Source organism: Reyranella soli (assembly GCF_007992495.1).
Taxonomy (GTDB): domain Bacteria; phylum Pseudomonadota; class Alphaproteobacteria; order Reyranellales; family Reyranellaceae; genus Reyranella; species Reyranella soli.
In genome coordinates this window covers 38,186-62,581 of the sequence record NZ_BKAJ01000076.1, presented here as the reverse complement: position 1 = coordinate 62,581, position 24,396 = coordinate 38,186, and the positions used below count along the sequence as shown (strand labels likewise).

The window sequence follows — 24,396 nt, the reverse complement described above, 5'->3', positions numbered from 1 at the left end:
CATGGCAAGCCATGGACCACGCCTGCCACCATCATCATCATCCGGAGACCGCCACCGACCCGGTGTGCGGCATGAAGGTCACGATCGCGACCGCCAAGAACAAGGCGGACCACGCGGGCCACACCTATTACTTCTGCAGCCAGCGCTGCCTGGGCAAGTTCACAGCGGAGCCCGAACGCTATCTGTTGCCCCGGCCGGCCGAAACCGTCGCTAAGGAGATGCCGGCCGGTACGATCTACACCTGCCCCATGCATCCGCAGATCCGCCAGGTCGGACCAGGCAGTTGCCCGATCTGCGGCATGGCGCTGGAACCGGAGGTCGCCTCCGCCGACAGTGGGCCGAATCACGAACTGATCGACATGACGCGCCGCTTCTGGATCGGCCTGGTGCTGGCCGCGCCTGTGGTGGCGCTGGAGATGGGCGGACACCTCACCAACCTGCACATGGTGCTCGGCCAGAAGCTTTCGAACTGGCTGCAGTTCGCGCTCGCCACGCCCGTCGTGCTGTGGGCCGGCTGGCCGTTCTTCGTGCGCGGCTGGCAGTCGCTCAGGACGGGCAATCTCAACATGTTCACGCTGATCGCCATGGGCACCGGCGTCGCCTGGCTGTACAGCGTCGTTGCCGTCGCCGTGCCCGACCTCTTCCCGCCGACCTTCCGCGGCGCAGAGGGAACAGTCGCGGTCTATTTCGAGGCCGCCGCGGTGATCACTGTCCTGGTGCTGCTCGGGCAGATGCTGGAGCTGCGCGCCCGCGACCAGACGTCGGGCGCGATCCGCGCCCTGCTCGATCTGGCACCCAAGACCGCGCGGCGGCTCAAGGACGACGGGTCCGACGAGGAGGTCTCGCTCGACGCCATCGGCGTCGGCGACCGGCTGCGCGTGCGGCCGGGCGAGAAGGTGCCGGTCGACGGCGAGGTGCTGGAAGGCCGCTCTTCGCTCGACGAGTCGATGGTGACGGGCGAGTCCATGCCGGTCACGAAGGAAGTCGGCGCCAAGGTGATCGCCGGCACGCTGAACACGACCGGCAGCTTTGTGATGCGGGCCGACAAGGTCGGTCGCGACACCATGCTGGCGCGCATCGTGCAGATGGTGGCCGAGGCGCAGCGCTCGCGCGCGCCGATCCAGCGCCTGGCGGACATGGTCTCGGGCTACTTCGTGCCCGTGGTCATCGCCATCGCGCTCGCAGCCTTCGCGGCCTGGGCCATCTGGGGCCCCGAACCGCGGCTCGCCTTCGGCCTGGTGGCGGCGGTGACCGTGCTGATCATCGCCTGCCCCTGTGCACTCGGTCTTGCGACGCCGATGTCGATCATGGTCGGCGTCGGGCGCGGTGCGCAGGCCGGCGTACTGATCAAGAACGCCGAGGCGCTGGAGCGCATGGAGCGGGTCGACACCCTGGTGGTCGACAAGACCGGCACGCTGACCGAGGGCAAGCCCAAGGTGGTAGCGATCGTTCCGGCAGCCGGATTCGCCGAGGCCGATGTCCTGCAGCTTGCCGCCAGCGTGGAGAAGGCGAGCGAGCATCCATTGGCGCTGGCAATCGTTGCCGCGGCGGCCGAACGCAAGCTCACGCTGTCCGACGTCGCCGATTTCGACTCGCCTACCGGCAAAGGCGTTGTAGGCACCGTCGACGGTCGTCGTCTGGTGCTCGGCAATGCGCGTTTCCTGGGCGAACTCGGAATCGCCACGACCGCGTTGGAAAGCGAGGCCGAGCACCTGCGCCAGGAAGGTGCCACGGCGATCTTCCTTGCGGCCGACGGCAAGGAAGCCGCGATCTTCGCCATCGCCGATCCGGTGAAGGAAACGACGCCAGCGGCGCTCGAGGCCCTGGCGCGCGAGAAGGTGCGCGTCGTCATGCTGACCGGCGACAACCGCACCACCGCTCAGGCCGTCGCCCGGCGACTCGGCATCACCGAGGTCGAGGCCGAGGTGCTACCCGACCAGAAGAGCGCCGTGGTCGAGAAGCTAGCCCGCGAAGGCCGCGTGGTGGCCATGGCAGGCGACGGCGTGAATGACGCGCCGGCGCTGGCCGCCGCCGAGGTCGGCATCGCCATGGGGACCGGCACGGACGTCGCGATCGAAAGCGCCGGCGTCACCCTGCTCAAGGGCGATCTCACCGGCATCGTGAAGGCACGCCGCCTCTCCCAGGCGACCATGCGCAACATCCGCCAGAACCTGTTCTTCGCCTTCATCTACAACGCCGCTGGCGTGCCGATCGCGGCCGGCGTGCTCTATCCGACCTTCGGCATCCTGCTGTCGCCGATCATCGCGGCGGCAGCCATGGCGCTGAGCTCGGTCAGCGTCGTCGGCAATTCGCTGCGCCTGCGACGGCTACACCTCTAGGGCATCTGCCGCCGGGCAAAGAAGTTGTAGAGCGTGCCCAGGAGTAGGGCGATGTACCAGCCCCAGGCGTAGCTCTCGGCCAGGCCGATCGCGAAGCCCTGCCAGCTCAGAAGCTCGAAGCCCGGCAGGAAGATGGCGAGCGCCTCGTGCTTCACGGGTAGGCCGGGCAGCAGCAGGTAGCCCAGGACACACAGCACGAACGATGTCGCGAGGAACAGGCTGAGGCTCATGCCGAGGACAGCGACCGGGATGGTCCGGATCGTCGGCGTCTGTCCGTTCGCCTGCGACTGCGTGTGGACGTTGGCAACAACCATGGCGGTTCTCCTCTCGTCGACGCGATCGCAGCTTGATCTGCCGACGGCGTACCGCCTTGATCCAGCTCAATTGGCGAACGCCGCTTTCGAGCCAGACTGCTCTTGGAGGACGTCGAAAGGAGCACATCATGGGCCACACTTGGCGTACTTGGCTGATCCGCACGCCGTTGGGTTGGACACTGTCGGTCGTCGCGGCAGCAGCCGGCGCCTATCTGCTGATCACCCACACCGGGCACGTCCTCGGTGCCCTTCCCTACCTCGTGCTGCTCGCCTGCCCGCTGATGCATATCTTCGGGCACGGGGGCCACGGCGAGCACCGCCATGATGGCTGAAATTAGGCCGACCGTTTTCCCTTGATCGTCGTCGACTGCGTCTCCTAAATGCGCGAGTCATGCTGCTGATCCGCCATTCCCAGCGCGCGAACAACGCCGTCCGGACGACCTCCGGCGCCGGCGAGCTGTTCGTCGCCTCGGTGGTGATCTGCATGATCCTCGCCTCGTTCGGTGACGCCGTCGATCCGGCGCTGTTCGGCGAGGCGGGTCTCGAGTTCGCCATCTTTGATTTCGGCGGCGAATTCACCGTGCTGACGATGCGCCACTGGCATCTGATTCAGCTTCTGCTGGCCGGCGCGGCCGGGGCATTCGGCGTGTTCGTGCTGCGTGTCTTCGCTGCCGGCTTCATCAGGATCCTGCGCCCGGCGGGCCGGCGCTCCATCGACAAGGTGCCCATAGGTCTCTGACGAAAAGACAACCGTTTTAACGTCCTTTTTCGTTGGAGACTCGTCGTGGAACTCGAATTGTTTTCGGCCGCATTCTTTTCGGCCCTGTTGGCTATTGTCCTCATCGACCTGGTCCTGGCAGGCGACAACGCCCTGATCATCGGCCTGGTCGCGCGCAACCTGCCCAAGGACACCCAGCGTAGCGTCATCTTCTGGGGCACCTTCGGCGCCATCGCCATCCGCGCCTTGATGGCGATCCTGGTCGTCTACATCCTCGATGTGCCGGGCTTCATGCTGGCCGGCGGCATCGCCCTGGTGTGGATCGCCCGCAAGCTCCTCACGCCGGAGGAGAACAGCGCGGAGAACCACTTGGTGAAGGGGCCGGCGACCAGCTTCGTCGGCGCCATCCGCACCATCGTGATCGCCGACGCCGTGATGGGCGTCGACAACGTGCTGGCGATCGGCGGCGCCGCGCACGGCAGCATCCTGCTGATCGTGCTGGGCCTTGCCATCAGCGTGCCCATCATCGTCTGGGGCAGCCAGCTCGTGATCAAGCTGGTCGACCGCTTCCCGTCGGTCGTGCTGCTGGGCGGCGCGGTGCTGGCCTGGACCGGCTACTCCATGGTCGTGCGCGAGCCGCTGCTCGGCCCGTGGTTCGAGGGTCATCCCGCCACCAAGCTGGTCGCGGCCGTCCTGATCTTCTCGATCTCGCTTGCCCCCTGGTACGCCGCGCGCCTGTCCGACCAGATGAAGCCGCTGACCGTCATCCTGCCGGGCGTGCTGGTGTGGATGCTGGCCTTCGAGGTGGCGGCGAGCGTCTGGAAGCTGCAGGTCGATTACCTGCTGGCGACCCAGACCGGCGAGTACATCCTCGAGGCCGGGCGCTGGCTGGGCTGGCTGCCGCTGGTCGCGGGCTATCTCTGGGTGCGCGAGCGGCTGGAGCTGCGCCGCCAGCACGCCGCCGGCGGCTGATCGAACGCTTGCCGCGCGCACCGCCGCCCAGTACGACGCGGCATGCGCGCCAAGCTTTCCATCGCAATCGGCCTCTGCCTGTCGCTGACGGCAGAGGCGCAGGCCCAAGCTCCGACCTCGTCCAAAGATGACATGGCCTACTGCGCCGAGCTTTCGGCGCTCTACCGCCGCTACCTCGGCAATACCGGCGAAGGCCGGACCTTTCCTGACGTCGCGGCGGCGAACGCGATATCCGACTGCGAGCGCGGTAACACGGCGGCGGGCATCCCCGTGCTGGAGAAGAAGCTGCGCGACGCGCGCTTCACTCTGCCCAAGCGGAGCTGATCAGCGCCGCGTCGCCTGAAGCGAAAGCGCCAGCGGCAGCCACGGCTTGTCCGGCCAATGCCAGTCGCCGTCGTCCTTCTTCACCAGCATCTGGAACATGCGCCACGGCACCTGGGCGTGCTCGTGCAGCCAGTCGAGCGAGAGACCGGCCTCTATGAGGCTGCCGAGGATGTCGGAAACCGGGTGCAACCATTCGACATGGGTGGCATTCGCCAGCCGCGCCGAGGGGTCGGCATAGTCCCTGGGATCGACCAGCACGATCGGCTGGCGGCCGAGATAGGGCGCGAAGTAGCCAGGCCTTCCGTCAGGCAGCCGCGCCTCGTCGTCGAAGACATAGGCCGCAGGATGAGCATCCGCGTAGTAGAGCCGGCCGCCGGGCTTGAGGAACGACGCGACGATCGCGGCCCAGCGCCGGATATCGGGCAGCCAGGTGGTGGCGCCCCACGTCACGAACACGCGGTCGAACGATGCGGGCTCGGGGATCGCCGTCGGCGCATCGTAGAGATCGGCCAATACGAAGCGCGCCGACGCGGCAAGGCCGAGTTCCGTCGCCAGGCCACGGGCGGCCTCGATCGCGGCCGGCGAGAAATCGAGCCCGACGACCGAGGCGCCACGCTGCGCGAGCTTCAGCGTGTCGACGCCAAAGTGGCATTGCAGGTGCAGCACGCGAAGGCCGCGCACGTCGCCGAGCTCGGCGTCCTCGATCGGATGAAGCTTGCCGCCGCCCGAGCGCAATGACGCGAGGTCATAGTCGCTGCCCGGCCCGAGATGGATCCTGGTCCGCTCGTCCCAGTTGGCGCGGTTCAGCTCGCGCCAGCGTTGGGCCTCGTCGCTCACACCGCGAGCTCGGCGCCGGTCAGGCGGCGATAGGCCTCGAGATAACGCTTGCTGGTGGCGTCGACGACTTCGGTCGGCAGCTTGGGCGCCGGCGCGTCGCCGTTCCAGCGGCCGGCATGGCGCTCGACGTCGAGCCAGTCGCGCAGGGGCTGCTTGTCGAAGCTGGGCTGCGGCTTGCCGGGCGCATAGCCGTCGAGCGGCCAGAAGCGCGAGCTGTCGGGCGTCATGACCTCGTCGATCAGCAGGATCTCGCCGGCTTTGGTGCGGCCGAACTCGAACTTGGTGTCAGCGATGATGATGCCCTGCTTCAGGGCGACGTCGCGGCCCTTGGTGTAGACGACGCGGGTCAGCCGTTCGAGCTCGGCGGTGACGTCCTGGCCCAGCACCTTGGCCATCTGGCTGACGGTGATGTTCTCGTCGTGGCCGCTCTCGGCCTTGGTGGCGGGGCTGAAGATCGGCGGATCGAGCCGGCCGCTTTCCTTGAGGCCGCCGGGCAGCGTCTCGCCGGCGAGCGTGCCGGCCTTGGCATATTCCCGCCACGCCGAGCCCGAGAGATAGCCGCGGATCACGCATTCGATGGGGAACACCGTGCCGCGCCGACAGAGCATGGCGCGGCCGGCGATCTCGGCACGGTGCGGCCTGAGCGCCGGCACCTGGGCGATGATGGCGTCGGCGTCGGCCGCGATCATGTGATGCTGCACGACGCCCTCGAGCTGGCGGAACCACCAGGCGCTGGTCTGGGTCAGCACCGCGCCCTTCATCGGAATCGGCTCGGCCATCACCACGTCGTAGGCGCTGACACGGTCGGTGGCGACCAGCAGCAGCCGGTCACCGTCGACCTCGTAGACATCACGCACCTTGCCACGGGCGATCCGCTTGAGGGGCAGATCGCTCGTCGTCATCAACACCATTGGCTCGTCCTCAACTCTCAGATTCCTCCCCCGTCATACGGGGGAGGAAAAAGGTCGCGGCCTATTTTTCGTGCCGCATCTCTTCGAACACTTCCTTCGCCGTCAGCAGCGCCTCGCGCACCGACGGCAATCCGATATAGCCGCCGAGATGCAGCAGCGCCTCGGACAATTCGTCCTCCGTCCAGCCCTGGTTGCGCGCCATGCGCAGATGGATGGCGAGTTCCGGCCAGCGCGCCTGGGCGGTGTCGGAGATCACGCAGATCAGCGCTCTGGTTTTGAGGTCGAGGCCGGGCCTGGACCACAGCATACCGAACACCGCCTCGCGGGCGTAGTCGCCGAACTTCTGCATCATCGGATCGGCATAGACCGACTTGTTCATCGCGTCGGCGTACTTCTCGCCCATCAGCTTGCGGCGGATTTCGGTACCCTTCTTGTAGTTCTCACTCTCGGCCATCGTTCCCTCCTGGTGAAGGGCGGAGCCTAGCCGTTTTTCTTATGCCGCGGCTATGTGCCTGGCCCTTGCTCCCTCTCGAAACCCTACGGCTCGCGGACCTATCTCCCAGGTGTTCAGCGGAGCCTTGCTGCTTTGCGCACCTTCTTCCTGGCCACGGTTTTCGCCTGCTGTGCAGGCCTGCCGGGCCACATCGATCCACCTGGCGAAGACGCGCGCCGCAACGAACCCGATCGAGGAGTGAAAAGGAGTCATCATGTACCAGACCACTGACCGCCAAGCGGAAGGCGAACCTCCGTCTAGCCTGGTGTCCGACGACGCCGATCGCGTGATGGCGATCGCACACTTGCCGCCAAACGCTCACGTCGCCGTCATTGGACACCATACCCTGCCCTTCGTCGTGGCGTTGCTGCGGCGCGGATGCGAGGGCGTGCGCAGCCTGCGTCCCGGCAGCCCCGCCCCCGACTGCGAGCCGGTCGATCTCGCCTGGATCGTCGACCTGCAGGACGAGCGCGAGCTCGACGAGGCCTTGCGGGCGGCGCGCTGGCGCACCGGCAAGCGCGGCCGCGTGGTGCTGGAGGGGGCAGCCTGCGCCTGGCGCAGCGCGCTCGCCGCGGTGCGCCATCGCGCGCTGGCAGCCGGCCTCGACATCGTCTCGTTCGATCATGCGGCGCGCCGGCTGGTGCTGGCGCCCGCGCCGAAACTCGCGACGGCGGCCTAGATGCGCGCCCGGCGTGTGAGAGCTGCCGCCCGGGGCACGCTCGCCATCCTCTGCCTCGCCGTCGTCTCGGTGGCCGTGCTGGGCACGCGCTACTTCGTCTTCGAATACCGCCATGGCGACCGCGAGGTCGTCGTGAACCTTCTGGACAAGATCTCACCTTGAGGAGACCCATCATGAACCCGCTCACCCTTCGTTGCCGCGGCGCAAGCGCCGCGCTCCCCACGCCCTACCGCATGGGCCGCGTCGACCTCGTGGCCCTGGACGCCTTCTGCAAGCGGTTGATCGATCGCGGCATCGCCGCGCTGGTGCCGTGCGGCACCACCGGCGAGGCGCCGTTGCTGACGGCCGAGGAGCATCACCAGGTCGTGGCGATCACCGTCGCGGCTGCCGCCGGACGCGTGCCGGTGATCGCCGGCGCCGGCAGCAACAACACTGCCGCGGCAGTCGAGCTCGCGCGCTCGGCCGAACGCGCCGGCGCCTCGGCGTTGCTCTGCGTCACGCCCTGCTATCTGAAACCCAGCCAGGCCGGCATGATGATGCACTTCCGCACCATCCACGACGCGACCGGCCTGCCGATCATGCTCTACGACGTGCCGGCGCGCACCGGCTGCGCCCTCGACGACGTCACGGTGCGTCGCCTGGCCGAGTTGCCGCGCATCGTCGGCCTGAAGGACGCCACCGGCGACATTCCGCGGGTCGCGCGTCTGCGCCGCCGTTTGGGGCCGGATTTCCTGCTGCTGTCGGGCGACGATGCCAGCCAGTCGGCCTTCCGCCTGGCTGGCGGCGACGGCTGCATCTCGGTGACGGCCAACGTGGCCCCCGCCTTGTTGGCGGCGCTGCATGCGGCTTGCGACGAGAAGCTGGAGGCCGAGGTCCGCTGGTTCGACCAGATCCTGGCGCCCTTGCATGAGGCGCTGTTCCTCGAGGCCAATCCCATTCCGCTGAAGCGGGCGCTGAGCGTGCTCGGCCTGATGGGCGACGGCCTGCGACTGCCGTTGACGCCGCTCAGCCCCACCTTCGACCGCAAGCTGCGCCGCGTGCTCGAGACCGTCAGCGTGCTGGAGGAGAAGGAGGCGGCGCGCCTCGCGGCCGCCCGCCGCGCCACGGCGCACGCCGCCTAGCCTGGTGGCGCGGTGACTTGGGCCAGTCGGCAGTGCATGCAATGACGTCATTGTCGGTGGAGGTTTCCGGGGGTTTCCGACGTTTCCGCCAGAGTTCATAGCGGTGCCTCGGAAGCCAACCCACTACCAATAGGGCTGTCGCATTGGGTGAGATCGATGACGGAAAGCCAGCAGCGCGTCGACCGCTGGTCAGCGTGAATTTCGCCGAATTTCGGCAGACCCGCAGAATGAACCATGCATAGAGCAGAGCCGCCGGGAGGCGAGCGCGAGGTCTATATAACTTAAGTGCTTTAGAAAATCAACTACGGTTCTAGTTTTTGCGCGCCATAAGGGGCTAAAGGGCGCAAAAACTTTTCGAGGTTGAGCATCGGTGCCAGCAGTGCTGGCAATCTGGTCAGACCAGGCGATAGCCGACCCCGGGCTCGGTCAGCACATGCCGCGGCGTCGAGGGGTCGGCTTCGACCTTCTGGCGCAACTGCCGGACATAGACGCGCAGATACTGCGGATCGACCGATTCGTCGCGCCACACCTCGCGCAGCAGGTGCTTGTGCGTCAGCACCTTGCCGGCATGGATCGCGAGCTGTTCCAGGATGTCGTACTCCTTGGGCGAGAGCTTGATGTCCTCGGCGCCGCGCTTCACCAGTCGGCGCACCAGGTCGATCGAGAGATCACCGCTGGTGAAGGCGCGCTCAGCCCCCTGCTCCTGCAGCCGGTGCCGCAGCGCCGCGCGCAGGCGGGCCATCAGCTCGTCGGCGCCGAACGGCTTGGTGACGTAGTCGTCGGCGCCGGCGTCGAGGGCAGCCACCTTGGCCGCCTCCTCGCCGCGGCTCGACAGCACGACGATCGGCACCGGCGAGATTTCGCGGACGCGGCCGATCAGCACCAGGCCGTCGATGTCGGGCAGGCCGAGATCGAGTAGCACCAGGTCGGGCCGATGATGGCGCAGCAGCGACAGCGCCTCTGCGCCCGTCGCCGCCTCGTGTGTGCGATAGTCGTGCGCACCCAGCGTCGTGCGCAGCAGTCGGCGGATCGGCGGATCGTCCTCGACGATCAGGATCGTAACCTCGTTGGTCGTCATACCGGCCAGCTCACCACGAATTCCGCCCCGCTGCGATCGCCGCGATTGCGGCCGGCCAGTGTACCACCCTGGACCTCGACGAACCCCTTGGCGATGGCGAGGCCGAGACCCGTGCCAGCGCGCCGCCGGTCGCCATCATCGGCGCGATAGAACTTGTCGAAGATCCGGTCCAGCGCCTCGGCGGCGATGCCCGGCCCCTCGTCGCGCACGACGATCTCGACGCGCCCGCCGGCGCGCCTCGCGTCGATCTCGATGCGCCCACCCTCCGGCGAATACTTGGCGGCATTGTCCAGAAGGTTGAACAGGACCTGCTCGGCCAGCACGAAATCGAGCGACAAGGGCGGCAAGCCCGGCTCGATCGAGGTCGTGACCTGCCGATCCTGCAGCAGGGGCGCCGCCCGGCGCAGAACCGTGGAAATGAGGTCGCCGGCATCGACCGACTCCTTTTTGGGCACGATGGCGCCGGCATCGAGCCGCGTCATGTCCAGAAGGTTGCCGACGAAACGATCGAGCCGCTCGGCTTCGCTCAGCGCAGTCCCGAGAAGCTCGTCGCGGGTCGGCTGGTCGTAGCGGTCGCGATAGCTCTTGAGGCTGGACAGCGCGCCGATGATCGAGGCGAGCGGCGTACGCAGGTCATGGCTCACCGAGGTGAGCATGGACGAGCGCAAGCGTTCGCGTTCCTCGCCCAGCCGCGCCTGGTCGATGTCGGTCGCCAAGGTCATGCGCTCGATGGCGATGGCGGCCTGGTTGCCCACGGCGTCGAGCAGTCGGCGGTCGGCGGCACTGAGCTCGCGCCCCTCCTTGAGCGCCAGCACGCCGATCACGCCAACCAGTCCGCGGACGGTGCGGATGGGCACGAAAAGCCAGCGGCCGCCGGGCAAGGTGTCGGTGCCCCTGCCCGTCGGATGATCGGCGTCCCACGACCAGCGCGCCGCCGCCAGGTCGGCGTCGGTGAACTCGCTGTCGGGCGGAAAGGCGGCGCGGCTCTCGAGCCGGCCTTCGTCGGGCATGAGGACCACGATCTCCGCGTTCAGAAGCCGGGCCAGGTGTGTGACGATGGTCCACAGCAGGTCGTAGAGATCCATGACGCCTGCGATCTTGCGGCTGAAGGCGTAGAGTTCGGCGGTGGTGCGCGCCTCGCGACGGGCCGATTCGGTCTGCGAGCGCGTGCGGGCGGCGAGCGCGCTCGCCACGACGGCCACGACCATGAAGAAGAACAGCGCCACGATATTGGCCGGGTCGCGGATCGTGAATTCGTAGAGCGGCGGCAGGAAGAAGAAGTTGTAGGCGAGCACGCTCAATGCCGAGACCCAGAGCGACGGCACCAGGCCATGCCGCGCTGCCGCGACCAAGACCGGCACGACGAAGACCAGCGAGATGTTGGGAAGGACGATCAGCCGGTCGATCGCGACGCCGACCGCCGTCGCTACCGCCGTGGTGAGGGTGCCCTCAAGGTAAGGTCCCGGCGACAACGGCACGTTGCGCAGCCAGTCGGGCGACGCGCTCGAGCTCTTCCCTTGCTCCGCCGACACGACTTCGACCGCGAGGCCCGAGCTGCTGCGCACCAGATCGTCGACGACCGAGCCGTGGCGCAATTCGAACCAGCGCGAGCGCTGGGACTTGCCCAGGACCACTCGCGTGGCGTTGCGCGAGCGGGCGAAGGCCAGGATCTCCTCGACCACCGAGCGTCCGGGCAGGGTCACGATCTCCGCACCCAGCCGCTCGGCGAGCCGCATCGCTTCAGCGAGATGCCCGCGCTCGACCTCGGACAGGGTCGCGTGCCGGTCGGTCTCGACATAGAGGGCGATCAGCTCGGCATCGAGCCCGTCCGCGGTGCGCTTGGCGGCACGCACGGCGTTGGCGGCGGCGGGACTGGGATCGAGGCAGACGATCACGCGCTCGCCCGCGGCCCACGGGCCGGCGATGGCGTGCTCGCGCATGTAGCTCAGCATCTGCTCGTCGACGCGTTCGGCGGTGCGGCGCAACGCCAGCTCGCGCAGCGCCGTCAGGTTGCCCGGCGAGAAGTAGTGGCGCAGCGCACGTTGCGCCTGCTCGCGGACATAGACCTTGCCCTCGTTCAGGCGACCGATCAGGTCGGCGGGCGTCAGGTCGACCAGTTCGATCTCGTCGGCGGCATTGAGAAGACGATCGGGCACGGTCTCGCGCACGCGGATGCGGGTGATGCGCGCCACCACGTCGTTCAGGCTCTCGATGTGCTGCACGTTCAAGGTCGAATAGACGTCGATGCCGGCGGTGAGCAGTTCCTCGACATCCATGTAGCGCTTGGGATGGCGGCTGCCCTCGGCATTGGTATGGGCGAGCTCGTCGACTAGCACGAGCTGCGGGCGCCGCTTCAGGACGGCGTCGATGTCCATCTCGTCGAGCGTGCGGCCCCGGTACTCGACCTTGCGGCGCGGCACGATCTCCAGCCCGACCATCTGCGCCTCGGTCTCGGCGCGGCCGTGCGTCTCGACGAGACCGGCGACGACGTCGACGCCCTCGGCCTTGCGCCGTCGCGCGGCGGACAGCATCTCGTAGGTCTTGCCCACACCGGGCGCGGCGCCGAGGAAGATCTTCAGCTTGCCGCGCCCTTCCCTCTCGGCCGCCTTCAGCAGCGCATCGGGTGAAGGGCGCGTGTGGTCGGGAGCTTCAACCATCGAAGCTCCAAGATGTCACTACGACTTCCGAGCGTCGAGGGCCATGTTGAGCTGCAGGACGTTGACGCGCGGCTCGCCCAGCACGCCGAGGAAGCGGCCCTCGATATTCTGGGTCACCAGCTCGCGCACCTGGGCTTCCGGCAGGCCACGCGCCTTGGCTACGCGCGGCACCTGGAAGTAGGCGGCCGCCGGCGTGATGTGAGGATCGAGCCCCGAAGCCGAGGTTGTCACCAGGTCGACCGGCACCGGGGCATTGGGGTTCTCGGCCTTGAGCTTTTCGACGTCGCCCTGGATGCGCTCGATCAGCGCCTTGGAAGTCGGGCCGGCGTTGCTGCCCGAAGAGTTGGCGGCATTGTAGGGCGCTGGCACGGTCTTGGTCGCGTCATTGGGATCGGTGTCGCTGGTCGCCGACGGCCGGCCATGGAAATAGCGGGCATCGACGAAGTTCTGGCCGATCAGTTCGGACCCCAGCACCTTGCCGTCCTTGACGATCAGGCTGCCGTTGGCCTGGCGCGGGAACAGCACCTGGGCGATGCCGGTCATGGCCAGCGGATAGATGAGGCCGGTCACGATCGTGAGCAGCACGATCATGACGATGGCGGGGCGGATTTCCTTCAGCATGGCTAAAAGTCCTTTTAGGCAAGACCAATGGCGGTGATCAGCATGTCGATGAGCTTGATGCCGACGAAGGGCACGACGATGCCGCCGACGCCGTAGACCAGGAGATTGCGCACCAGCACCGCAGAGGCGCCGATCGGCCGGTACTGCACACCGCGCAGCGCCAACGGAATGAGAGCGACGATGATCAGCGCATTGAAGATGATGGCCGACAGGATGGCCGACTGCGGCGTCTTCAGCTGCATCACGTTCAGCGCCTCGAGCTGCGGATAGAAGGCCAAAAACATCGCCGGGATGATGGCGAAGTACTTCGCCACGTCGTTGGCGATCGAGAAGGTCGTGAGCGCGCCTCGGGTCATCAAGAGCTGCTTGCCGATCTCGACGATCTCGATGAGCTTGGCCGGATCGCTGTCGAGGTCGACCATGTTGCCGGCCTCGCGCGCGGCCATGGTGCCGGTGTTCATGGCGACGCCGACATCGGCCTGGGCCAGCGCCGGCGCATCGTTGGTGCCGTCGCCGCACATCGCCACCAGCTTGCCCTCGGCCTGCTCCTCGCGGATCAGCTTCAGCTTGGCCTCGGGCGTGGCCTGGGCCAGGAAATCGTCGACACCGGATTCGGCGGCGATGGCCGCCGCCGTCACCGGGTTGTCGCCGGTGATCATGACGGTGCGGATGCCCATCCGCCGCAAGGTCGCAAAGCGCTCCTTGATGCCGCCCTTGACGATGTCCTTGAGATAGATGACGCCGAGAAGCTTGCCGTCCTTGGCGACCGCCAGCGGCGTGCCGCCTGACTTGGCGATCTTGTCGGCCAGCGTCTCGATCTCGCGGGCGACGCTGGGGGCGATCGCGCCGGCCTTGACGTCGGCGATGATGGCGTCGACCGCGCCCTTGCGGATCGAAGTGCCGTCGACGTCGATGCCGCTGATGCGGGTGTAGGCCGAGAACGGGATGAACTTGGCGTGCAATGGCGCCATCTCGCGGCCGCGGATGTTGTACTTCTCCTTGGCCAACACCACGATCGAGCGGCCCTCGGGCGTCTCGTCCGACAGCGAGGCGAGCTGTGCGGCATCGGCCAGGTCGCGCTCGTTGACGCCGCTCACCGGCAGGAACTCCGCCGCCTGGCGGTTGCCCAGCGTGATGGTGCCGGTCTTGTCGAGCAGCAGCGTGTCGACGTCGCCCGCCGCCTCGACGGCGCGGCCCGACATGGCGAGAACGTTGAAGCGCACCAGGCGGTCCATGCCGGCGATGCCGATCGCCGACAGGAGCGCGCCGATGGTGGTGGGAATGAGGGTGACGAACAGCGCCACCAGCACCAGCACGCCCATGGTGCCGCCGGCATAGGTGACGAAGCTCGGGATCGAGGCCACCGAGAAGACGAAGATGATCGTCATGCCAGCGAGCAGGATGTTGAGCGCGATCTCGTTCGGCGTCTTCTGGCGCTCCGCGCCCTCGACCAGGGCGATCATGCGATCGAGGAAGGTCGAGCCGGGCTGCGCCGTGATGCGCACCTTGATCCAGTCGGAGATCACCTGCGTGCCGCCGGTGACGGCCGAGCGGTCGCCGCCCGCCTCGCGGATGACCGGCGCGGATTCGCCGGTGATGGCCGCCTCGTTGACCGAGGCCACGCCCTCGATCACCTCGCCGTCGGACGGGATGAGATCCCCCGCCTCGACCAGCACGACGTCGCCCTTCTTGAGCCCGGTCGCCGGCAGAGTCTCGAATGCCCTCGACTGAGCGTCGCCGAGCCGCTTGGCCACCGTCTCGGTCTTGGCCTTGCGCAAGGTCGCCGCCTGCGCCTTGCCGCGGCCCTCTGCGACGGCCTCGGCGAAGTTGGCGAACAGCACGGTGAACCAGAGCCAGAGGTTGATCTGGAAGGAGAAGCCCAGCCCGCCGCCGCCGGCCAGCAGGTCGCGGATGAACAGGACCGTGGTCAGGGTCGCGACCACCTCGACGGTGAACATCACGGGGTTCTTCACCATCACCCGCGGGTCGAGCTTCCTGAAGGCATCGACCAGCGCCGGCCCGAGGATCTTCGGATCGGTCAGCGTGGATGCCGACGTGCGGCGACCGGAGAGAGCCATATCGGTCATGACTGTCCTCGACTCTAGTAAAGGGTGCCCGCGAGCATCGCGAAGTGCTCGACGATCGGGCCGAGTGCGAGCGCGGGAAAGAAGGTGAGGCCGCCCACGATAAGGATGACGCCGACCACCAGGCCGACGAACAACGGACCGTTGGTCGGGAAGGTGCCGGCCGAGGCCGGCACGATCTTCTTGGAGGCGAGCGAGCCTGCGATCGCGACCATGGGCACGATCATCAGGAAGCGGCCGATGAACATCGCGAGACCGATGGTCGTGTTGTAGAACAGCGTGTTGGCACTGATGCCGGCGAAGGCCGAGCCGTTGTTGCCGGTGGCCGAGGTATAGGCATAGAGGATCTCGCTGAAGCCGTGCGGACCCGCATTGGCCGGGCCGGCGAGACCGGCGCTGACCACGGTCGCGATGGCGCTGAAGCCCAGGATCGAGAACGGCAGGATCAGGATGGCGAGCAGCGCCATCTTCACTTCCTTGGCCTCGATCTTCTTGCCGAGATATTCGGGCGTGCGGCCGACCATGAGGCCGGCGATGAACACCGAGATGATGGCGAACATCAGCATGCCGTAGAGGCCCGCGCCGACGCCGCCGACGATGATCTCGCCGAGCTGGATGTTGAACAGCGGGATCAGGCCCCCGAGCGGCGTGAAGCTGTCGTGCATGGCGTTGACCGCGCCGCACGAGGCGGCGGTGGTGATGACGGCGAACAGCGCGGAGTTGGCGATGCCGAAGCGGACGTCCTTGCCCTCCATGTTGCCGCCGGCCTGCATCGCCGACGGAGCGGTATCGACGCCGAGCTTGGCGATGGCAGGGTTGCCCGCCGCCTCGGCCCAGTAGGCGACGAGTACGCCGCCCAGGAACAGCACGGCCATCACGGCGAACACCGCCCAGCCCTGGCGATGGTCGCCGACCATGCGGCCGAACACGTTGGTGAGGGCGGCGCCGATCGCGAAGATCAGCACGATCTGCACGAAATTGGTGATGGCGTTGGGGTTCTCGAACGGATGGGCCGAGTTGGTGTTGAAGAAGCCGCCACCGTTGGTGCCGAACATCTTTATGACTTCCTGGGACGCCACCGGACCCTGGGCGATCACCTGCTTGGCGCCCTCGAGGGTCGTCGCCTCGGTATAGGCGCCGAGATTCTGCGGCATGCCCTGCCAGACGAAGAACAGGCCGACGACAATCGAGACCGGCAGCAGGACGTAGAGCGTGCAGCGCACCAGATCGACCCAGAAATTGCCGATGCCGCGCGCCGAGCGGCGGGCGAAGCCGCGCACCAGGGCGATGGCGAGCGCAATGCCGGTCGCCGCCGAGACGAAGTTATGCACGGTGAGCCCCGCCATCTGCACGAGGTAGCTCATCGTCGTCTCGGGCACGTAGGACTGCCAGTTGGTGTTGGTGGTGAAGCTCATCGCCGTGTTGAAGGCGAGGCTCTCCTCGACCGCCGACTGGCCGGCCGGGTTGAACGGCAGCAGCGCCTGGAAGCGCATCAGGGCGTAGAGGGTGATGAAGCCTGCCAGGCTGAACAGCAGCATGCTGACGGCATAGGTGACCCAGTTCTGCTCGGCGCGCTCATCGACGCCGCTCAGGCGGTAGAAGCCGCGCTCGACCGGCCCGAGCACCGGTGACAGGAAGGTGCGCTCGCCCGCGAAGACGCGCGTCATGTAGCCGCCGAGCGGCTTCACGAGCAGGGTGACCACCACGCAGAAGATGGCGATCTGGATCCAGCCGTCGAAAGTCATGGTCGTTCCTCAGAAGCGCCCGCCTAGAAACGTTCTGGGCGCAGCAGGGCGTAGACGAGATAGGCGAGCAGGCCGACCGTGACGGCGCTGCCCAGGATGTATTCGATCAGCATGGGCCGCTCCTCACAGCTTCTCGCAGGCATAGGCGTAGGCGATGGCCAGCACGAACGTGCCGGCTCCAACCGCGATCAGGATGACATCGAGCATGGCTGCTTCCTCTCGGGGAAATGCAACGCAGGATCGTCTAGGCGATCCCGAGCATTCGCAAGGTCACGGTGACGGCAAACGCCACTGCGAGGTGAATCATCAGCAGCAGGCCGATCTCGGTCAGCACCTCGCCGGGCGTCGGACAATCGCCGGTGGCGGAGGGCGCCGGATGGTCGGTGTCGACCGAGCGCGACAGAGCACGAATTGGCAACCTCATGATGCACCCAAACTGGACCTGGGGGGCATAAGAAATCGACGGCGGACGCACCGACCGGACATAGGAATGGCATAGGAATCATCGGGCATCCGGCGTCGCCGCGTTGCGCGGCCCTACCAGCGATTACAGAGACGCTCGTAGGCGATGTACACGCACAAGAGCGTAAATCCGAAGAACAGGGCGAGATCGAGCATGGTTTCTCTCCTCGCCAGATATGAGGCCCCGACGACGTAGGAATTCGAGACGTCTCCACGCCGTCCGGCATAGCGCGAGCATATGAATCGAGCTGAGACCGCGCGAGGCTTCCTATGAGAATCCTACGTCGTGCTCCGCCGCTCCTCATGGACTTCCTAAGATCGGCGGTAGTTCTCTCGCGGCACCATCGAGGAGCACGACAAATGAACCGGGGAAGTTTGACCGCGCTGGCGGCAGGTGTCGGATTCGTTCTTGCGGGTAGCGCCGCTGCCCAGGAGCCCAACCAGGGCCAGGCCCAGACACAGACACAGACACAGACCCAGACTCCGACGCCTGGCCAGGGGCCGGCGCAGGCTACTGAAACACCCGCGAAGGAATTCTGGAAGGCGCCGTTCGGCGGCTCGTGGACCGCGACCTTCGCCTTCGCCACCGACTATTCGTATCGCGGCATCTCGCAGACCCAGCGCCAGATTGCGATCCAGCCCGCCTTCACCTACGAGACCCCGACGGTCAGCGAGAAGGTGCCGCTCAGCGCCTATGTCGGCGCCTGGGGCAGCAACGTCTATTTCGGCAACACCAACCCCACCGTCGCGGAGATCGACCTGATCACCGGCCTCAGGGCGAAGGCGCTCGACAACAAGCTCACCTTCGACCTGGGCTACATCCGCTACAACTATCTCGGCGGACCCTCCAACCTGTTCCAGGACTTCAACGAGTTCGGCCTGGTCGTCGGCTACGATTTCGGCCTCGCCCAGCTCCAGGGCGCCGTGCGCTACAGCCCCAACTTCTTCGGCAACTCCGGCATCGCCTGGTACAAGTGGGGCCAGCTCATCGTGCCACTCAGCTTCATCAAGCTGAACGAGAACGTCTCGTTCAAGCTGTTCGGCACTCTGGGCAACCAGTACGTCGAGCGCTTCACCAACTACGGCATCGGCTACAACAATTACTGGGATTGGCAGGTCGGCCTGGGTGTCTCGCTGTGGGGGGTGGATCTCAGCATTGCCTATGTAGACACCAACCTCGACCAATCGACCTGCGCCGCCACCATGAACTGCGACGCCCGCGCCATCTTCACCATCTCGAAGACCTTCTAGCCGGCTGGGCGATATAGGAATCGCATAGGAATTTCACGCGCTCGGCATTGCCCCAGCGTAAAGTTTCGCGTTGACCCCCCTGCCCTGCCGCGCAATATCCCGCCGGTTTGGACGGGGAGCGTTTCAGGGTGATGTCCGGCACAGCAGCGACGGCACAGCCGGCCGGGCAGAGGCGCACGGCGGCTCTCACCCTGGCTGCATTGGGCGTGGTGTTCGGCGACATCGGCACCAGCCCGCTCTACACCGTGAAGGAATGTTTCAGTGAGTTTACAGGCCTGCAGCCGACGCAGGAGAACGTGCTCGGCATCCTGTCGCTGATCACCTGGGCGCTGATCGTCATCGTCACCCTGAAATATGTCGTGGTCGTCATGCGCGCCGACAATCGCGGCGAAGGCGGCGTGCTCGCCCTGATGGCGCTGGTGTCGCGCCAACCGGCGATCAATCCGCGCCGGCGACGCCTCTACCTGATCCTGGGCATGCTGGGCGCCGCTCTGTTCTATGGCGACTGCCTGCTGACGCCCGCCATCTCGGTGCTGAGCGCCGTCGAGGGCCTGAAAGTCGCGACGCCGGCGCTGGAACCGGTTGTGCTGCCCATTTCCATCGGCATCCTGGTCGCCCTGTTCGCGGTCCAGCGCTTCGGCACGGCCGGCGTCGGCACCTGGTTCGGGCCGATCACGCTGGTCTGGTTCATCGTGATCTTCGTCCTGGGCGTGCGGCAGATCGTCGATGCGCCGCAGGTGCTGTGGGCCTTCCTGCCCCACCACGCGCTCGCCTTCGCCTTCCAGCACGGCATCGTCACATTGTTTGCCCTAGGCGCGGTGACGCTGGCGGTGACCGGCGCCGAAGCGCTCTATGCCGACATGGGCCATTTCGGCCGCCCCCCCATCCGCCGCGCCTGGCTGTGGCTGGTGCTGCCGGCGCTGCTCGGCAACTACTATGGCCAGGGCGCGCTGCTGCTGAACGACGCGAGCGCCATCGACAACCCGTTCTTCCGGCTGGCGCCGGAATGGGCGCTGTTTCCCCTGGTCGTGCTGGCCACGGTGGCTACCGTCATCGCCTCGCAAGCGACCATCTCGGGTGCCTTCTCGATGGCGCAGCAGTCGGCCTTGCTCGGCTTGAGCGCGCGCATCCGCGTCGACCACACGTCGGAGAGCGAGTACGGCCAGATCTACGTCCCCGCGGTGAACTGGCTACTGCTGGCGGGCGTGGTCGGGCTGGTGGTGTTCTTCAAGTCGTCGACCAACCTCGCCGCCGCCTACGGCATCGCCGTCACCGGCACCATGCTGGTCACCACCATCCTGGTGTTCGCGCTGGCGGTGCGCAGCTGGAAATGGCCGTGGTCGCTCGCTATTCCGGTGTTCACCGTCTTCCTGGTGGTCGACGCCACGCTGCTCACGGCCAACATGCTGAAGTTCCACGAAGGCGGCTGGATGCCGATCGTCATCGCGCTCGCGATCTTCACCACCATGTGGACCTGGATGAAGGGCCGGGCCGCCGGCCTCGCCGTCGAGAAGGAAGCCACGCTGCCCATCGCCGACCTGATCGGCAGCATCAGCCCCGGCCGCGTCCATCGCCCGCAGGGCACGGCTGTCTATCTCACGCCCGTCTTGGACAGCGCGCCGGGCTGCCTGCTGCACAACCTCAAGCACAACGAGGTGCTGCACGAGCATGTCGTGCTGCTGACCATCGAGGTGGGTGACGTGCCCTACATCGCCCAGGACCAGCGCTCCGACGTCGGCCATCTCGGCAAAGGCGTGCACCGCGTCGTGCTACATTACGGCTTCATGGAGCAGCCCGACATCCCGCGCGACATGGCTCCGCTCACCGACAAGGGTATTCCCTTCGATCCGATGCGCACCTCCTACTTCGTCGGCCGCAACAGCTATGTCGGCGCCGCCCGGCCGGTCCTGCCGCGCTGGCAGCAGAAGCTGTTCCTGGTGCTGGTCCGCTTTGGCGTCAGCGCCGCCGACTTCTTCGGCCTGCCGGCCAACCGCACCGTCGAGCTGGGCAGCCGCATCGAGATTTGACGGCAAAATGGATAGGTTCGCGACGCCTCGACTGAACGCCACGAGGCTCGCGCGCGAGGATCTGCCTGATCTGGTGCAGCTCCATCTCGATAGCGAGGTGTCGCGCTTTCTCGGCGGCGTCAGAACACCGACGGCAACGGCTGATTACCTGGAGACCAGCCTGCGTCACTGGGCAGATCATGGTCTCGGTCTGTGGACGCTGAGGACGCACGACGGAACGTTCAGGGGTCGCGCAGGCCTGCGCTACGTGGAGTTGGAAGGCACCCGTGAGTTGGAAGTGGCATACACCTTCGCAAGAAGCGCCTGGGGGCAAGGCTTCGCCACCGAGGTCACCCAGGTGCTGGTGAAAATCTGGGAAACGCGGTGCTCCGAGCCGAGCCTTCTCGGAATTGTCATGAAGGGCAACACGTCTTCCGAACGTGTTCTTCTGAAGGCTGGGTTCTCTTACGAACGAGATGCCGTCTTTCACGGCGAAAATTGCGGCGTTTTCCGACGAGCCCGTTGAGATCTGGTCTTCCTGACCGCCAGCCCCTGCCTTCGCCGAAGCGAAGCCGCTTCGGCTTCGCGCAGGCAGGTCCGGCCGGCGGTCAGGAAGAAATGAAGTTCCCCGTTGAACCTGTAACGCCCGCCGACCAGAATCGCCCGCGCTGAACGGGGGAGTTCTTCAGGTATGAGTACGTTGGCCGCTTTGCGGCCCGCCGACCGGAAGCGGGCGGCCGGCTTGACGCTGGCGGCGCTCGGCGTCGTCTTCGGCGACATCGGCACCAGCCCGCTCTATACCGTCCAGACCTGCTTCAGCGATTTCACCGGCCTGCAGCCGACGCACGACAACGTACTCGGCATGCTGTCGCTGATCACCTGGGCGCTGCTGATCGTCGTCACCCTGAAATACGTCATCGTGGTCATGCGCGCCGACAATCACGGCGAGGGCGGCGTGCTGGCGCTGATGGCGCTGGTGTCGCGCGAGCCCGGCATCTCCGAGCGGCGGCGCAACGTCTACGCGATCCTGGGCATGCTGGGCGCCGCCCTGTTCTACGGCGACTGCCTGCTGACGCCCGCCATCTCGGTGCTGAGCGCCGTCGAAGGCCTGAACGTGGCGACGCCCGCCTTCCAGCCAGTGATCCTGCCGATCGCCATGGCCGTGCTGATCGGCCTGTTCGCCATGCAGCACTACGGCACCGGCGGCATCGGCCATCTGTTCGGGCCGATCATGCTGATCTGGTTCGCCATCCTGTTCCTGCTGGGCGCGCGCCAGATCGCGCAGCATCCCGAAGTGCTGATGGCACTGTCGCCCTATCATGCCTTCGCCTTCGCCATGAAGCACAAGGCCGGCGCCTTCGTGGCGCTGGGCGCGGTCACGCTGGCGCTCACCGGTGCGGAGGCGCTCTACGCCGACATCGGCCATTTCGGCCGCAGTCCCATCCGTGTCGCCTGGCTGATCGTGGTGTTCCCGGCCTTGCTCACCAATTACTACGGCCAGGGCGCACTGTTGCTGGCCGATCCCACCGCCGCGTCCAACCCGTTCTTCAAGCTGGCGCCGCACTGGGCGCTCTATCCCCTGGTCGTGGTCGCCACCATGGCGACGGTGATCGCCTCGCAGGCGACGATCTCGGCCGCCTTCTCAATGGCCCAGCAGGCGACCCTGCTGGGCGTCAGCCCGCGCGCCCGCATCCTGCACACCTCGCCCGACGAGTTCGGCCAGATCTACGTGCCGGCCGTGAACTGGCTGCAGCTTTTAGGCGTGCTGGGCATCGTGCTGGCCTTCCAAACCGGCCCCGACATCGCCTCGGCCTACGGCATCGCCGTGACCGGCACGATGCTGATCACCACCATGCTGGTGCTGACGCTCGCCGTGCGCGGTTGGAAGTGGCGGTGGACGCTGGTCGTACCGCTGTTCCTCCTGCTGCTGGTCGTCGACGGTGCGCTGTTCTCGGCCAACATGACGAAGTTCGTCGAAGGCGGCTGGGTGCCGCTTGCCATCGCCACCATTCTTTTCATCGCCATGTGGACCTGGTATCGCGGCCGTCACGCCGTGGAGCTACGCGAGCGCGAACGGACCGTGCCGATCGACACGCTGCTTGCCACCATCGAACCCGAGCGCTTGCACCGCACGCAGGGCACGGCGATCTATCTCACGACCTTCTCCGACGCCGCCTCCAGCAGCCTGATGCAGAACCTGCGGCACAACGGCGTGCTGCACGAGCATGTCGTCCTGCTGACCGTGCACCTCCTCGAGGAGCCGTTCGTCTCGCCGGAGGACCGCCTCAGGATGCGCGAGCTGGGCAGCGGCATTCACCGCGCGGTGCTGTGCTACGGCTTCATGGAGAAGCCCGACGTCGCCCACGACATCGCCGGCCTGGCAGGCCAGGGCATCCCGATCGATCCGCTGCACACGTCGTTCTTCATCGGCCACAACAACGTCGTGAGCGGCCAGCATCCCTTGCTGCCGAGCTGGCAGCGCCGATTGTTCCTGGTGCTGAGCCGCTTCGCCGCGAGCTCGACGGACTTTCTAGGGCTGCCGGCCAACCAGACCGTCGAGCTGGGGAGCAGGATCGAGGTTTGACCTCTCACGCCCCTCCCCCGTCATACGGGGGAGGGTACGGGAGGGGGAAAGCCTCACCAGAGCTCTCCCCCCATTACAGATCTGAAACTTCAGAGATCATCCGCGTTGCTTGCCCCCTCCCTACCCTCCCCCGTAAGACGGGGGAGGACGAGGAAGAGCATCACGCGTCAAATACGCTCAGCGTGATCGCCTCTCTTGCCGGCGGCTGGAGGCCGCGCGCCAGAAGGTCGCCCAGGCGGGCGAAGATGCGGCCGGCTTCGACGCAGCCGACGTCCTGCACGACCGCTTCGGCGGTGATGTTGAGCAAGGCATTGCCGGCGAGGTCGCGGCATTCGGCCGGCAGGTCCTCGACGGCATCCAAGATAAGCCGCATCGCGCGCTGCAGGTTGGCCACACGCTCGTCGCTCAATTGAGCCTCCCCGCGGCATCGCCGGCCGGCGGTGCCAGCCTCAGGCCTGCACTGGCGAGCGCGATGGAGAAGGCTTTCAGCCGCACCGCCGCCACCCGCGAGGCCGTCGGCGCCATCATGATGTCGAGTGAGGCGAGAAACGGCCCGTCGAAATCGCCCTGTGCGAGGCCGCACAGGGCCACCAGGGTGGCCTCGTCGCGGCTGACGCTCGCGCAATCCGGACGATGGATCTCCATCGCGCGGCGCGTGCCGAACAGAAAGGCGTCCATGGCGATGGCGAAGTCGGGCAGCACCTCGAGCACACCTGCCGTCTTGAATCCCTGGTGCAACACCGAGCCCTCCGCCGGCAGTGCGCGATCCTGTTGCCATTGACGCAGCGCCCACAGCACGAAGCGCTCGCTGATGGGCAGGCCGCAGGCACAACCCGGCCGACCGCAGCCGGTGCGCAGGTTGGTCTCGAGGGTATTAACCCTTTGTTCCGCCGTGCTTTCCATGGCTCACCGAATGTTGAACGCCGTTGACAGAGGCGGTGACTCTATGCGATTGAGAGTCGTTCGCAAGTCAAAAAGAGGGGAATAGGACAGGCCATGAGCCAACCACCGCGTGCGACGCGGCCGGGCGATGTCGTGGGGGAGACGACCGACATCGTGCAAACCATTCTGGCAACAGACGGACCGGTCGACAGCACGACGCTGATGAAAGGCCGGCGCGAACTGATCATCCGACACGGCGCCGACACCTATCGTCTCAGGATCACCGCTTCCAACAAGCTGATCCTCACGAAGTAGATC

The 24,396-nt window shown here is 66.6% G+C and carries 26 protein-coding genes; 13 read left to right on the top strand and 13 right to left on the bottom strand.

All coding sequences use genetic code 11. The features are described 5' to 3' along the window. The first annotated feature begins 11 nt into the window (after positions 1–11). Complete coding sequence (locus RSO01_RS22110; protein ID WP_147151628.1) at positions 12–2,339, top strand: heavy metal translocating P-type ATPase; 2,328 nt, start codon at positions 12–14, stop codon at positions 2,337–2,339. Here RSO01_RS22110 and RSO01_RS22105 read toward each other — a convergent pair. After that, positions 2,336–2,653, bottom strand: a complete 318-nt coding sequence (locus RSO01_RS22105; protein ID WP_218037424.1) for a DUF5676 family membrane protein — start codon at positions 2,651–2,653, stop codon at positions 2,336–2,338. The genes RSO01_RS22110 and RSO01_RS22105 overlap by 4 nt on opposite strands. 128 nt (positions 2,654–2,781) lie before the next feature. On the opposite strand from RSO01_RS22105, the gene RSO01_RS22100 reads away from it, so the two are divergent. Genes RSO01_RS22100 through RSO01_RS22085 form a run of 4 tightly spaced genes read left to right on the top strand, consistent with a single transcriptional unit; the run spans position 2,782 to position 4,667 of the window. Further along, a complete protein-coding gene (locus RSO01_RS22100; protein WP_147151627.1) occupies positions 2,782–2,985 on the top strand; it encodes a DUF2933 domain-containing protein in 204 nt (67 codons plus the stop codon). 59 nt (positions 2,986–3,044) lie between these two features. Beyond that, positions 3,045–3,392: a hypothetical protein gene (locus tag RSO01_RS22095; protein ID WP_147151626.1), complete on the top strand. Its 348-nt coding sequence runs from the start codon at positions 3,045–3,047 to the stop codon at positions 3,390–3,392. A 45-nt stretch (positions 3,393–3,437) separates the two neighbouring features. Continuing rightward, complete coding sequence (locus RSO01_RS22090; protein WP_147151625.1) at positions 3,438–4,343, top strand: TerC family protein; 906 nt, start codon at positions 3,438–3,440, stop codon at positions 4,341–4,343. A 42-nt stretch (positions 4,344–4,385) separates the two neighbouring features. After that, entirely contained in the window at positions 4,386–4,667 is a 282-nt protein-coding gene (locus RSO01_RS22085; RefSeq protein WP_147151624.1) for a hypothetical protein, read from the top strand. On the opposite strand, the gene RSO01_RS22080 is transcribed toward RSO01_RS22085, so the two are convergent. The 3 genes from RSO01_RS22080 to RSO01_RS22070 form a co-directional block, all read right to left on the bottom strand. Beyond that, on the bottom strand, positions 4,668–5,504 hold the full coding sequence (locus RSO01_RS22080) for a class I SAM-dependent methyltransferase (RefSeq protein WP_170303262.1): 837 nt from the start codon (positions 5,502–5,504) through the stop codon (positions 4,668–4,670). Next, a complete protein-coding gene (locus RSO01_RS22075; RefSeq protein WP_147151622.1) occupies positions 5,501–6,415 on the bottom strand; it encodes a phosphoribosylaminoimidazolesuccinocarboxamide synthase in 915 nt (304 codons plus the stop codon). Before RSO01_RS22075 ends, RSO01_RS22080 begins: the two co-directional genes overlap by 4 nt. Before the next feature lie 61 nt (positions 6,416–6,476). Next, complete coding sequence (locus RSO01_RS22070; protein WP_147151621.1) at positions 6,477–6,869, bottom strand: carboxymuconolactone decarboxylase family protein; 393 nt, start codon at positions 6,867–6,869, stop codon at positions 6,477–6,479. Between the two features lie 253 nt (positions 6,870–7,122). Between RSO01_RS22070 and RSO01_RS22065 the strand changes: the two genes are divergently transcribed. Genes RSO01_RS22065 through dapA form a run of 3 tightly spaced genes read left to right on the top strand, consistent with a single transcriptional unit; the run spans position 7,123 to position 8,708 of the window. Beyond that, entirely contained in the window at positions 7,123–7,587 is a 465-nt protein-coding gene (locus tag RSO01_RS22065) for a hypothetical protein (RefSeq protein ID WP_147151620.1), read from the top strand. Beyond that, the gene (locus tag RSO01_RS47445) at positions 7,588–7,749 is read left to right on the top strand and encodes a hypothetical protein (RefSeq protein ID WP_170303261.1); all 162 of its coding nucleotides are present in this window, start codon (positions 7,588–7,590) and stop codon (positions 7,747–7,749) included. 11 nt (positions 7,750–7,760) lie between these two features. Then, positions 7,761–8,708: a 4-hydroxy-tetrahydrodipicolinate synthase gene (dapA, locus tag RSO01_RS22060; protein WP_147151619.1), complete on the top strand. Its 948-nt coding sequence runs from the start codon at positions 7,761–7,763 to the stop codon at positions 8,706–8,708. A gap of 394 nt (positions 8,709–9,102) precedes the next feature. Here the strand turns inward: dapA and RSO01_RS22055 are convergent, their stop codons facing one another. From RSO01_RS22055 to RSO01_RS22025, 7 genes are all read right to left on the bottom strand, one after another. Beyond that, positions 9,103–9,786, bottom strand: a complete 684-nt coding sequence (locus RSO01_RS22055; protein WP_147151618.1) for a response regulator — start codon at positions 9,784–9,786, stop codon at positions 9,103–9,105. Next, on the bottom strand, positions 9,783–12,443 hold the full coding sequence (locus RSO01_RS22050) for a DUF4118 domain-containing protein (protein WP_147151617.1): 2,661 nt from the start codon (positions 12,441–12,443) through the stop codon (positions 9,783–9,785). The genes RSO01_RS22055 and RSO01_RS22050 overlap by 4 nt, the downstream gene beginning before the upstream one ends. Before the next feature lie 18 nt (positions 12,444–12,461). Continuing rightward, on the bottom strand, positions 12,462–13,064 hold the full coding sequence (locus RSO01_RS22045; protein ID WP_147151616.1) for a K(+)-transporting ATPase subunit C: 603 nt from the start codon (positions 13,062–13,064) through the stop codon (positions 12,462–12,464). A gap of 14 nt (positions 13,065–13,078) precedes the next feature. Beyond that, positions 13,079–15,142, bottom strand: a complete 2,064-nt coding sequence (gene kdpB, locus RSO01_RS22040) for a potassium-transporting ATPase subunit KdpB (RefSeq protein WP_147151650.1) — start codon at positions 15,140–15,142, stop codon at positions 13,079–13,081. A 23-nt stretch (positions 15,143–15,165) separates the two neighbouring features. Beyond that, the gene (gene kdpA / locus RSO01_RS22035) at positions 15,166–16,893 is read right to left on the bottom strand and encodes a potassium-transporting ATPase subunit KdpA (protein ID WP_147151615.1); all 1,728 of its coding nucleotides are present in this window, start codon (positions 16,891–16,893) and stop codon (positions 15,166–15,168) included. Positions 16,894–16,916: 23 nt separating this feature from the next. Then, positions 16,917–17,006 carry a K(+)-transporting ATPase subunit F gene (kdpF, locus tag RSO01_RS22030; protein WP_147151614.1) on the bottom strand — a complete coding sequence of 30 codons (90 nt, stop codon included), beginning with the start codon at positions 17,004–17,006 and terminating at the stop codon, positions 16,917–16,919. 131 nt (positions 17,007–17,137) lie between these two features. Further along, entirely contained in the window at positions 17,138–17,317 is a 180-nt protein-coding gene (locus RSO01_RS22025) for a hypothetical protein (RefSeq protein WP_147151613.1), read from the bottom strand. A 398-nt stretch (positions 17,318–17,715) separates the two neighbouring features. Between RSO01_RS22025 and RSO01_RS22020 the strand changes: the two genes are divergently transcribed. The 4 genes from RSO01_RS22020 (at position 17,716) to RSO01_RS22005 (ending at position 23,196) form a co-directional block, all read left to right on the top strand. Then, the gene (locus tag RSO01_RS22020; protein WP_170303260.1) at positions 17,716–18,606 is read left to right on the top strand and encodes a TorF family putative porin; all 891 of its coding nucleotides are present in this window, start codon (positions 17,716–17,718) and stop codon (positions 18,604–18,606) included. Between the two features lie 131 nt (positions 18,607–18,737). Continuing rightward, complete coding sequence (locus tag RSO01_RS22015) at positions 18,738–20,633, top strand: potassium transporter Kup (RefSeq protein WP_147151611.1); 1,896 nt, start codon at positions 18,738–18,740, stop codon at positions 20,631–20,633. A gap of 7 nt (positions 20,634–20,640) precedes the next feature. Then, on the top strand, positions 20,641–21,138 hold the full coding sequence (locus tag RSO01_RS22010; protein WP_147151610.1) for a GNAT family N-acetyltransferase: 498 nt from the start codon (positions 20,641–20,643) through the stop codon (positions 21,136–21,138). Positions 21,139–21,303: 165 nt separating this feature from the next. After that, a complete protein-coding gene (locus RSO01_RS22005; RefSeq protein WP_147151609.1) occupies positions 21,304–23,196 on the top strand; it encodes a potassium transporter Kup in 1,893 nt (630 codons plus the stop codon). 160 nt (positions 23,197–23,356) lie between these two features. Here RSO01_RS22005 and RSO01_RS22000 read toward each other — a convergent pair whose 3' ends face one another. Further along, positions 23,357–23,605 carry a hypothetical protein gene (locus RSO01_RS22000; RefSeq protein ID WP_147151608.1) on the bottom strand — a complete coding sequence of 83 codons (249 nt, stop codon included), beginning with the start codon at positions 23,603–23,605 and terminating at the stop codon, positions 23,357–23,359. Then, positions 23,602–24,099 (bottom strand): hypothetical protein, encoded by a 498-nt coding sequence (locus RSO01_RS21995; protein WP_147151607.1) that lies wholly within the window; start codon positions 24,097–24,099, stop codon positions 23,602–23,604. Before RSO01_RS21995 ends, RSO01_RS22000 begins: the two co-directional genes overlap by 4 nt. 93 nt (positions 24,100–24,192) lie before the next feature. Between RSO01_RS21995 and RSO01_RS21990 the strand changes: the two genes are divergently transcribed. Further along, complete coding sequence (locus RSO01_RS21990; protein ID WP_147151606.1) at positions 24,193–24,393, top strand: hemin uptake protein HemP; 201 nt, start codon at positions 24,193–24,195, stop codon at positions 24,391–24,393. Positions 24,394–24,396 lie beyond the last annotated feature (3 nt).

Bases quoted from the DNA above. Each gene is read 5' to 3' on its own strand.
- RSO01_RS22110 (WP_147151628.1), top strand. From the start codon at position 12: ATGGACCACGCCTGCCACCATCATCATCATCCGGAGACCGCCACCGAC.
- RSO01_RS22105 (WP_218037424.1), bottom strand. From the start codon at position 2,653: ATGGTTGTTGCCAACGTCCACACGCAGTCGCAGGCGAACGGACAGACG.
- RSO01_RS22100 (WP_147151627.1), top strand. From the start codon at position 2,782: ATGGGCCACACTTGGCGTACTTGGCTGATCCGCACGCCGTTGGGTTGG.
- RSO01_RS22095 (WP_147151626.1), top strand. From the start codon at position 3,045: ATGCTGCTGATCCGCCATTCCCAGCGCGCGAACAACGCCGTCCGGACG.
- RSO01_RS22085 (WP_147151624.1), top strand. From the start codon at position 4,386: ATGCGCGCCAAGCTTTCCATCGCAATCGGCCTCTGCCTGTCGCTGACG.
- RSO01_RS22075 (WP_147151622.1), bottom strand. From the start codon at position 6,415: ATGGTGTTGATGACGACGAGCGATCTGCCCCTCAAGCGGATCGCCCGT.
- RSO01_RS22070 (WP_147151621.1), bottom strand. From the start codon at position 6,869: ATGGCCGAGAGTGAGAACTACAAGAAGGGTACCGAAATCCGCCGCAAG.
- RSO01_RS22065 (WP_147151620.1), top strand. From the start codon at position 7,123: ATGTACCAGACCACTGACCGCCAAGCGGAAGGCGAACCTCCGTCTAGC.
- RSO01_RS47445 (WP_170303261.1), top strand. From the start codon at position 7,588: ATGCGCGCCCGGCGTGTGAGAGCTGCCGCCCGGGGCACGCTCGCCATC.
- dapA (WP_147151619.1), top strand. From the start codon at position 7,761: ATGAACCCGCTCACCCTTCGTTGCCGCGGCGCAAGCGCCGCGCTCCCC.
- RSO01_RS22055 (WP_147151618.1), bottom strand. From the start codon at position 9,786: ATGACGACCAACGAGGTTACGATCCTGATCGTCGAGGACGATCCGCCG.
- RSO01_RS22050 (WP_147151617.1), bottom strand. From the start codon at position 12,443: ATGGTTGAAGCTCCCGACCACACGCGCCCTTCACCCGATGCGCTGCTG.
- RSO01_RS22045 (WP_147151616.1), bottom strand. From the start codon at position 13,064: ATGCTGAAGGAAATCCGCCCCGCCATCGTCATGATCGTGCTGCTCACG.
- kdpB (WP_147151650.1), bottom strand. From the start codon at position 15,142: ATGGCTCTCTCCGGTCGCCGCACGTCGGCATCCACGCTGACCGATCCG.
- kdpA (WP_147151615.1), bottom strand. From the start codon at position 16,893: ATGACTTTCGACGGCTGGATCCAGATCGCCATCTTCTGCGTGGTGGTC.
- kdpF (WP_147151614.1), bottom strand. From the start codon at position 17,006: ATGCTGATCGAATACATCCTGGGCAGCGCCGTCACGGTCGGCCTGCTC.
- RSO01_RS22025 (WP_147151613.1), bottom strand. From the start codon at position 17,317: ATGAGGTTGCCAATTCGTGCTCTGTCGCGCTCGGTCGACACCGACCAT.
- RSO01_RS22020 (WP_170303260.1), top strand. From the start codon at position 17,716: ATGAACCGGGGAAGTTTGACCGCGCTGGCGGCAGGTGTCGGATTCGTT.
- RSO01_RS22015 (WP_147151611.1), top strand. From the start codon at position 18,738: ATGTCCGGCACAGCAGCGACGGCACAGCCGGCCGGGCAGAGGCGCACG.
- RSO01_RS22010 (WP_147151610.1), top strand. From the start codon at position 20,641: ATGGATAGGTTCGCGACGCCTCGACTGAACGCCACGAGGCTCGCGCGC.
- RSO01_RS22005 (WP_147151609.1), top strand. From the start codon at position 21,304: ATGAGTACGTTGGCCGCTTTGCGGCCCGCCGACCGGAAGCGGGCGGCC.
- RSO01_RS21995 (WP_147151607.1), bottom strand. From the start codon at position 24,099: ATGGAAAGCACGGCGGAACAAAGGGTTAATACCCTCGAGACCAACCTG.
- RSO01_RS21990 (WP_147151606.1), top strand. From the start codon at position 24,193: ATGAGCCAACCACCGCGTGCGACGCGGCCGGGCGATGTCGTGGGGGAG.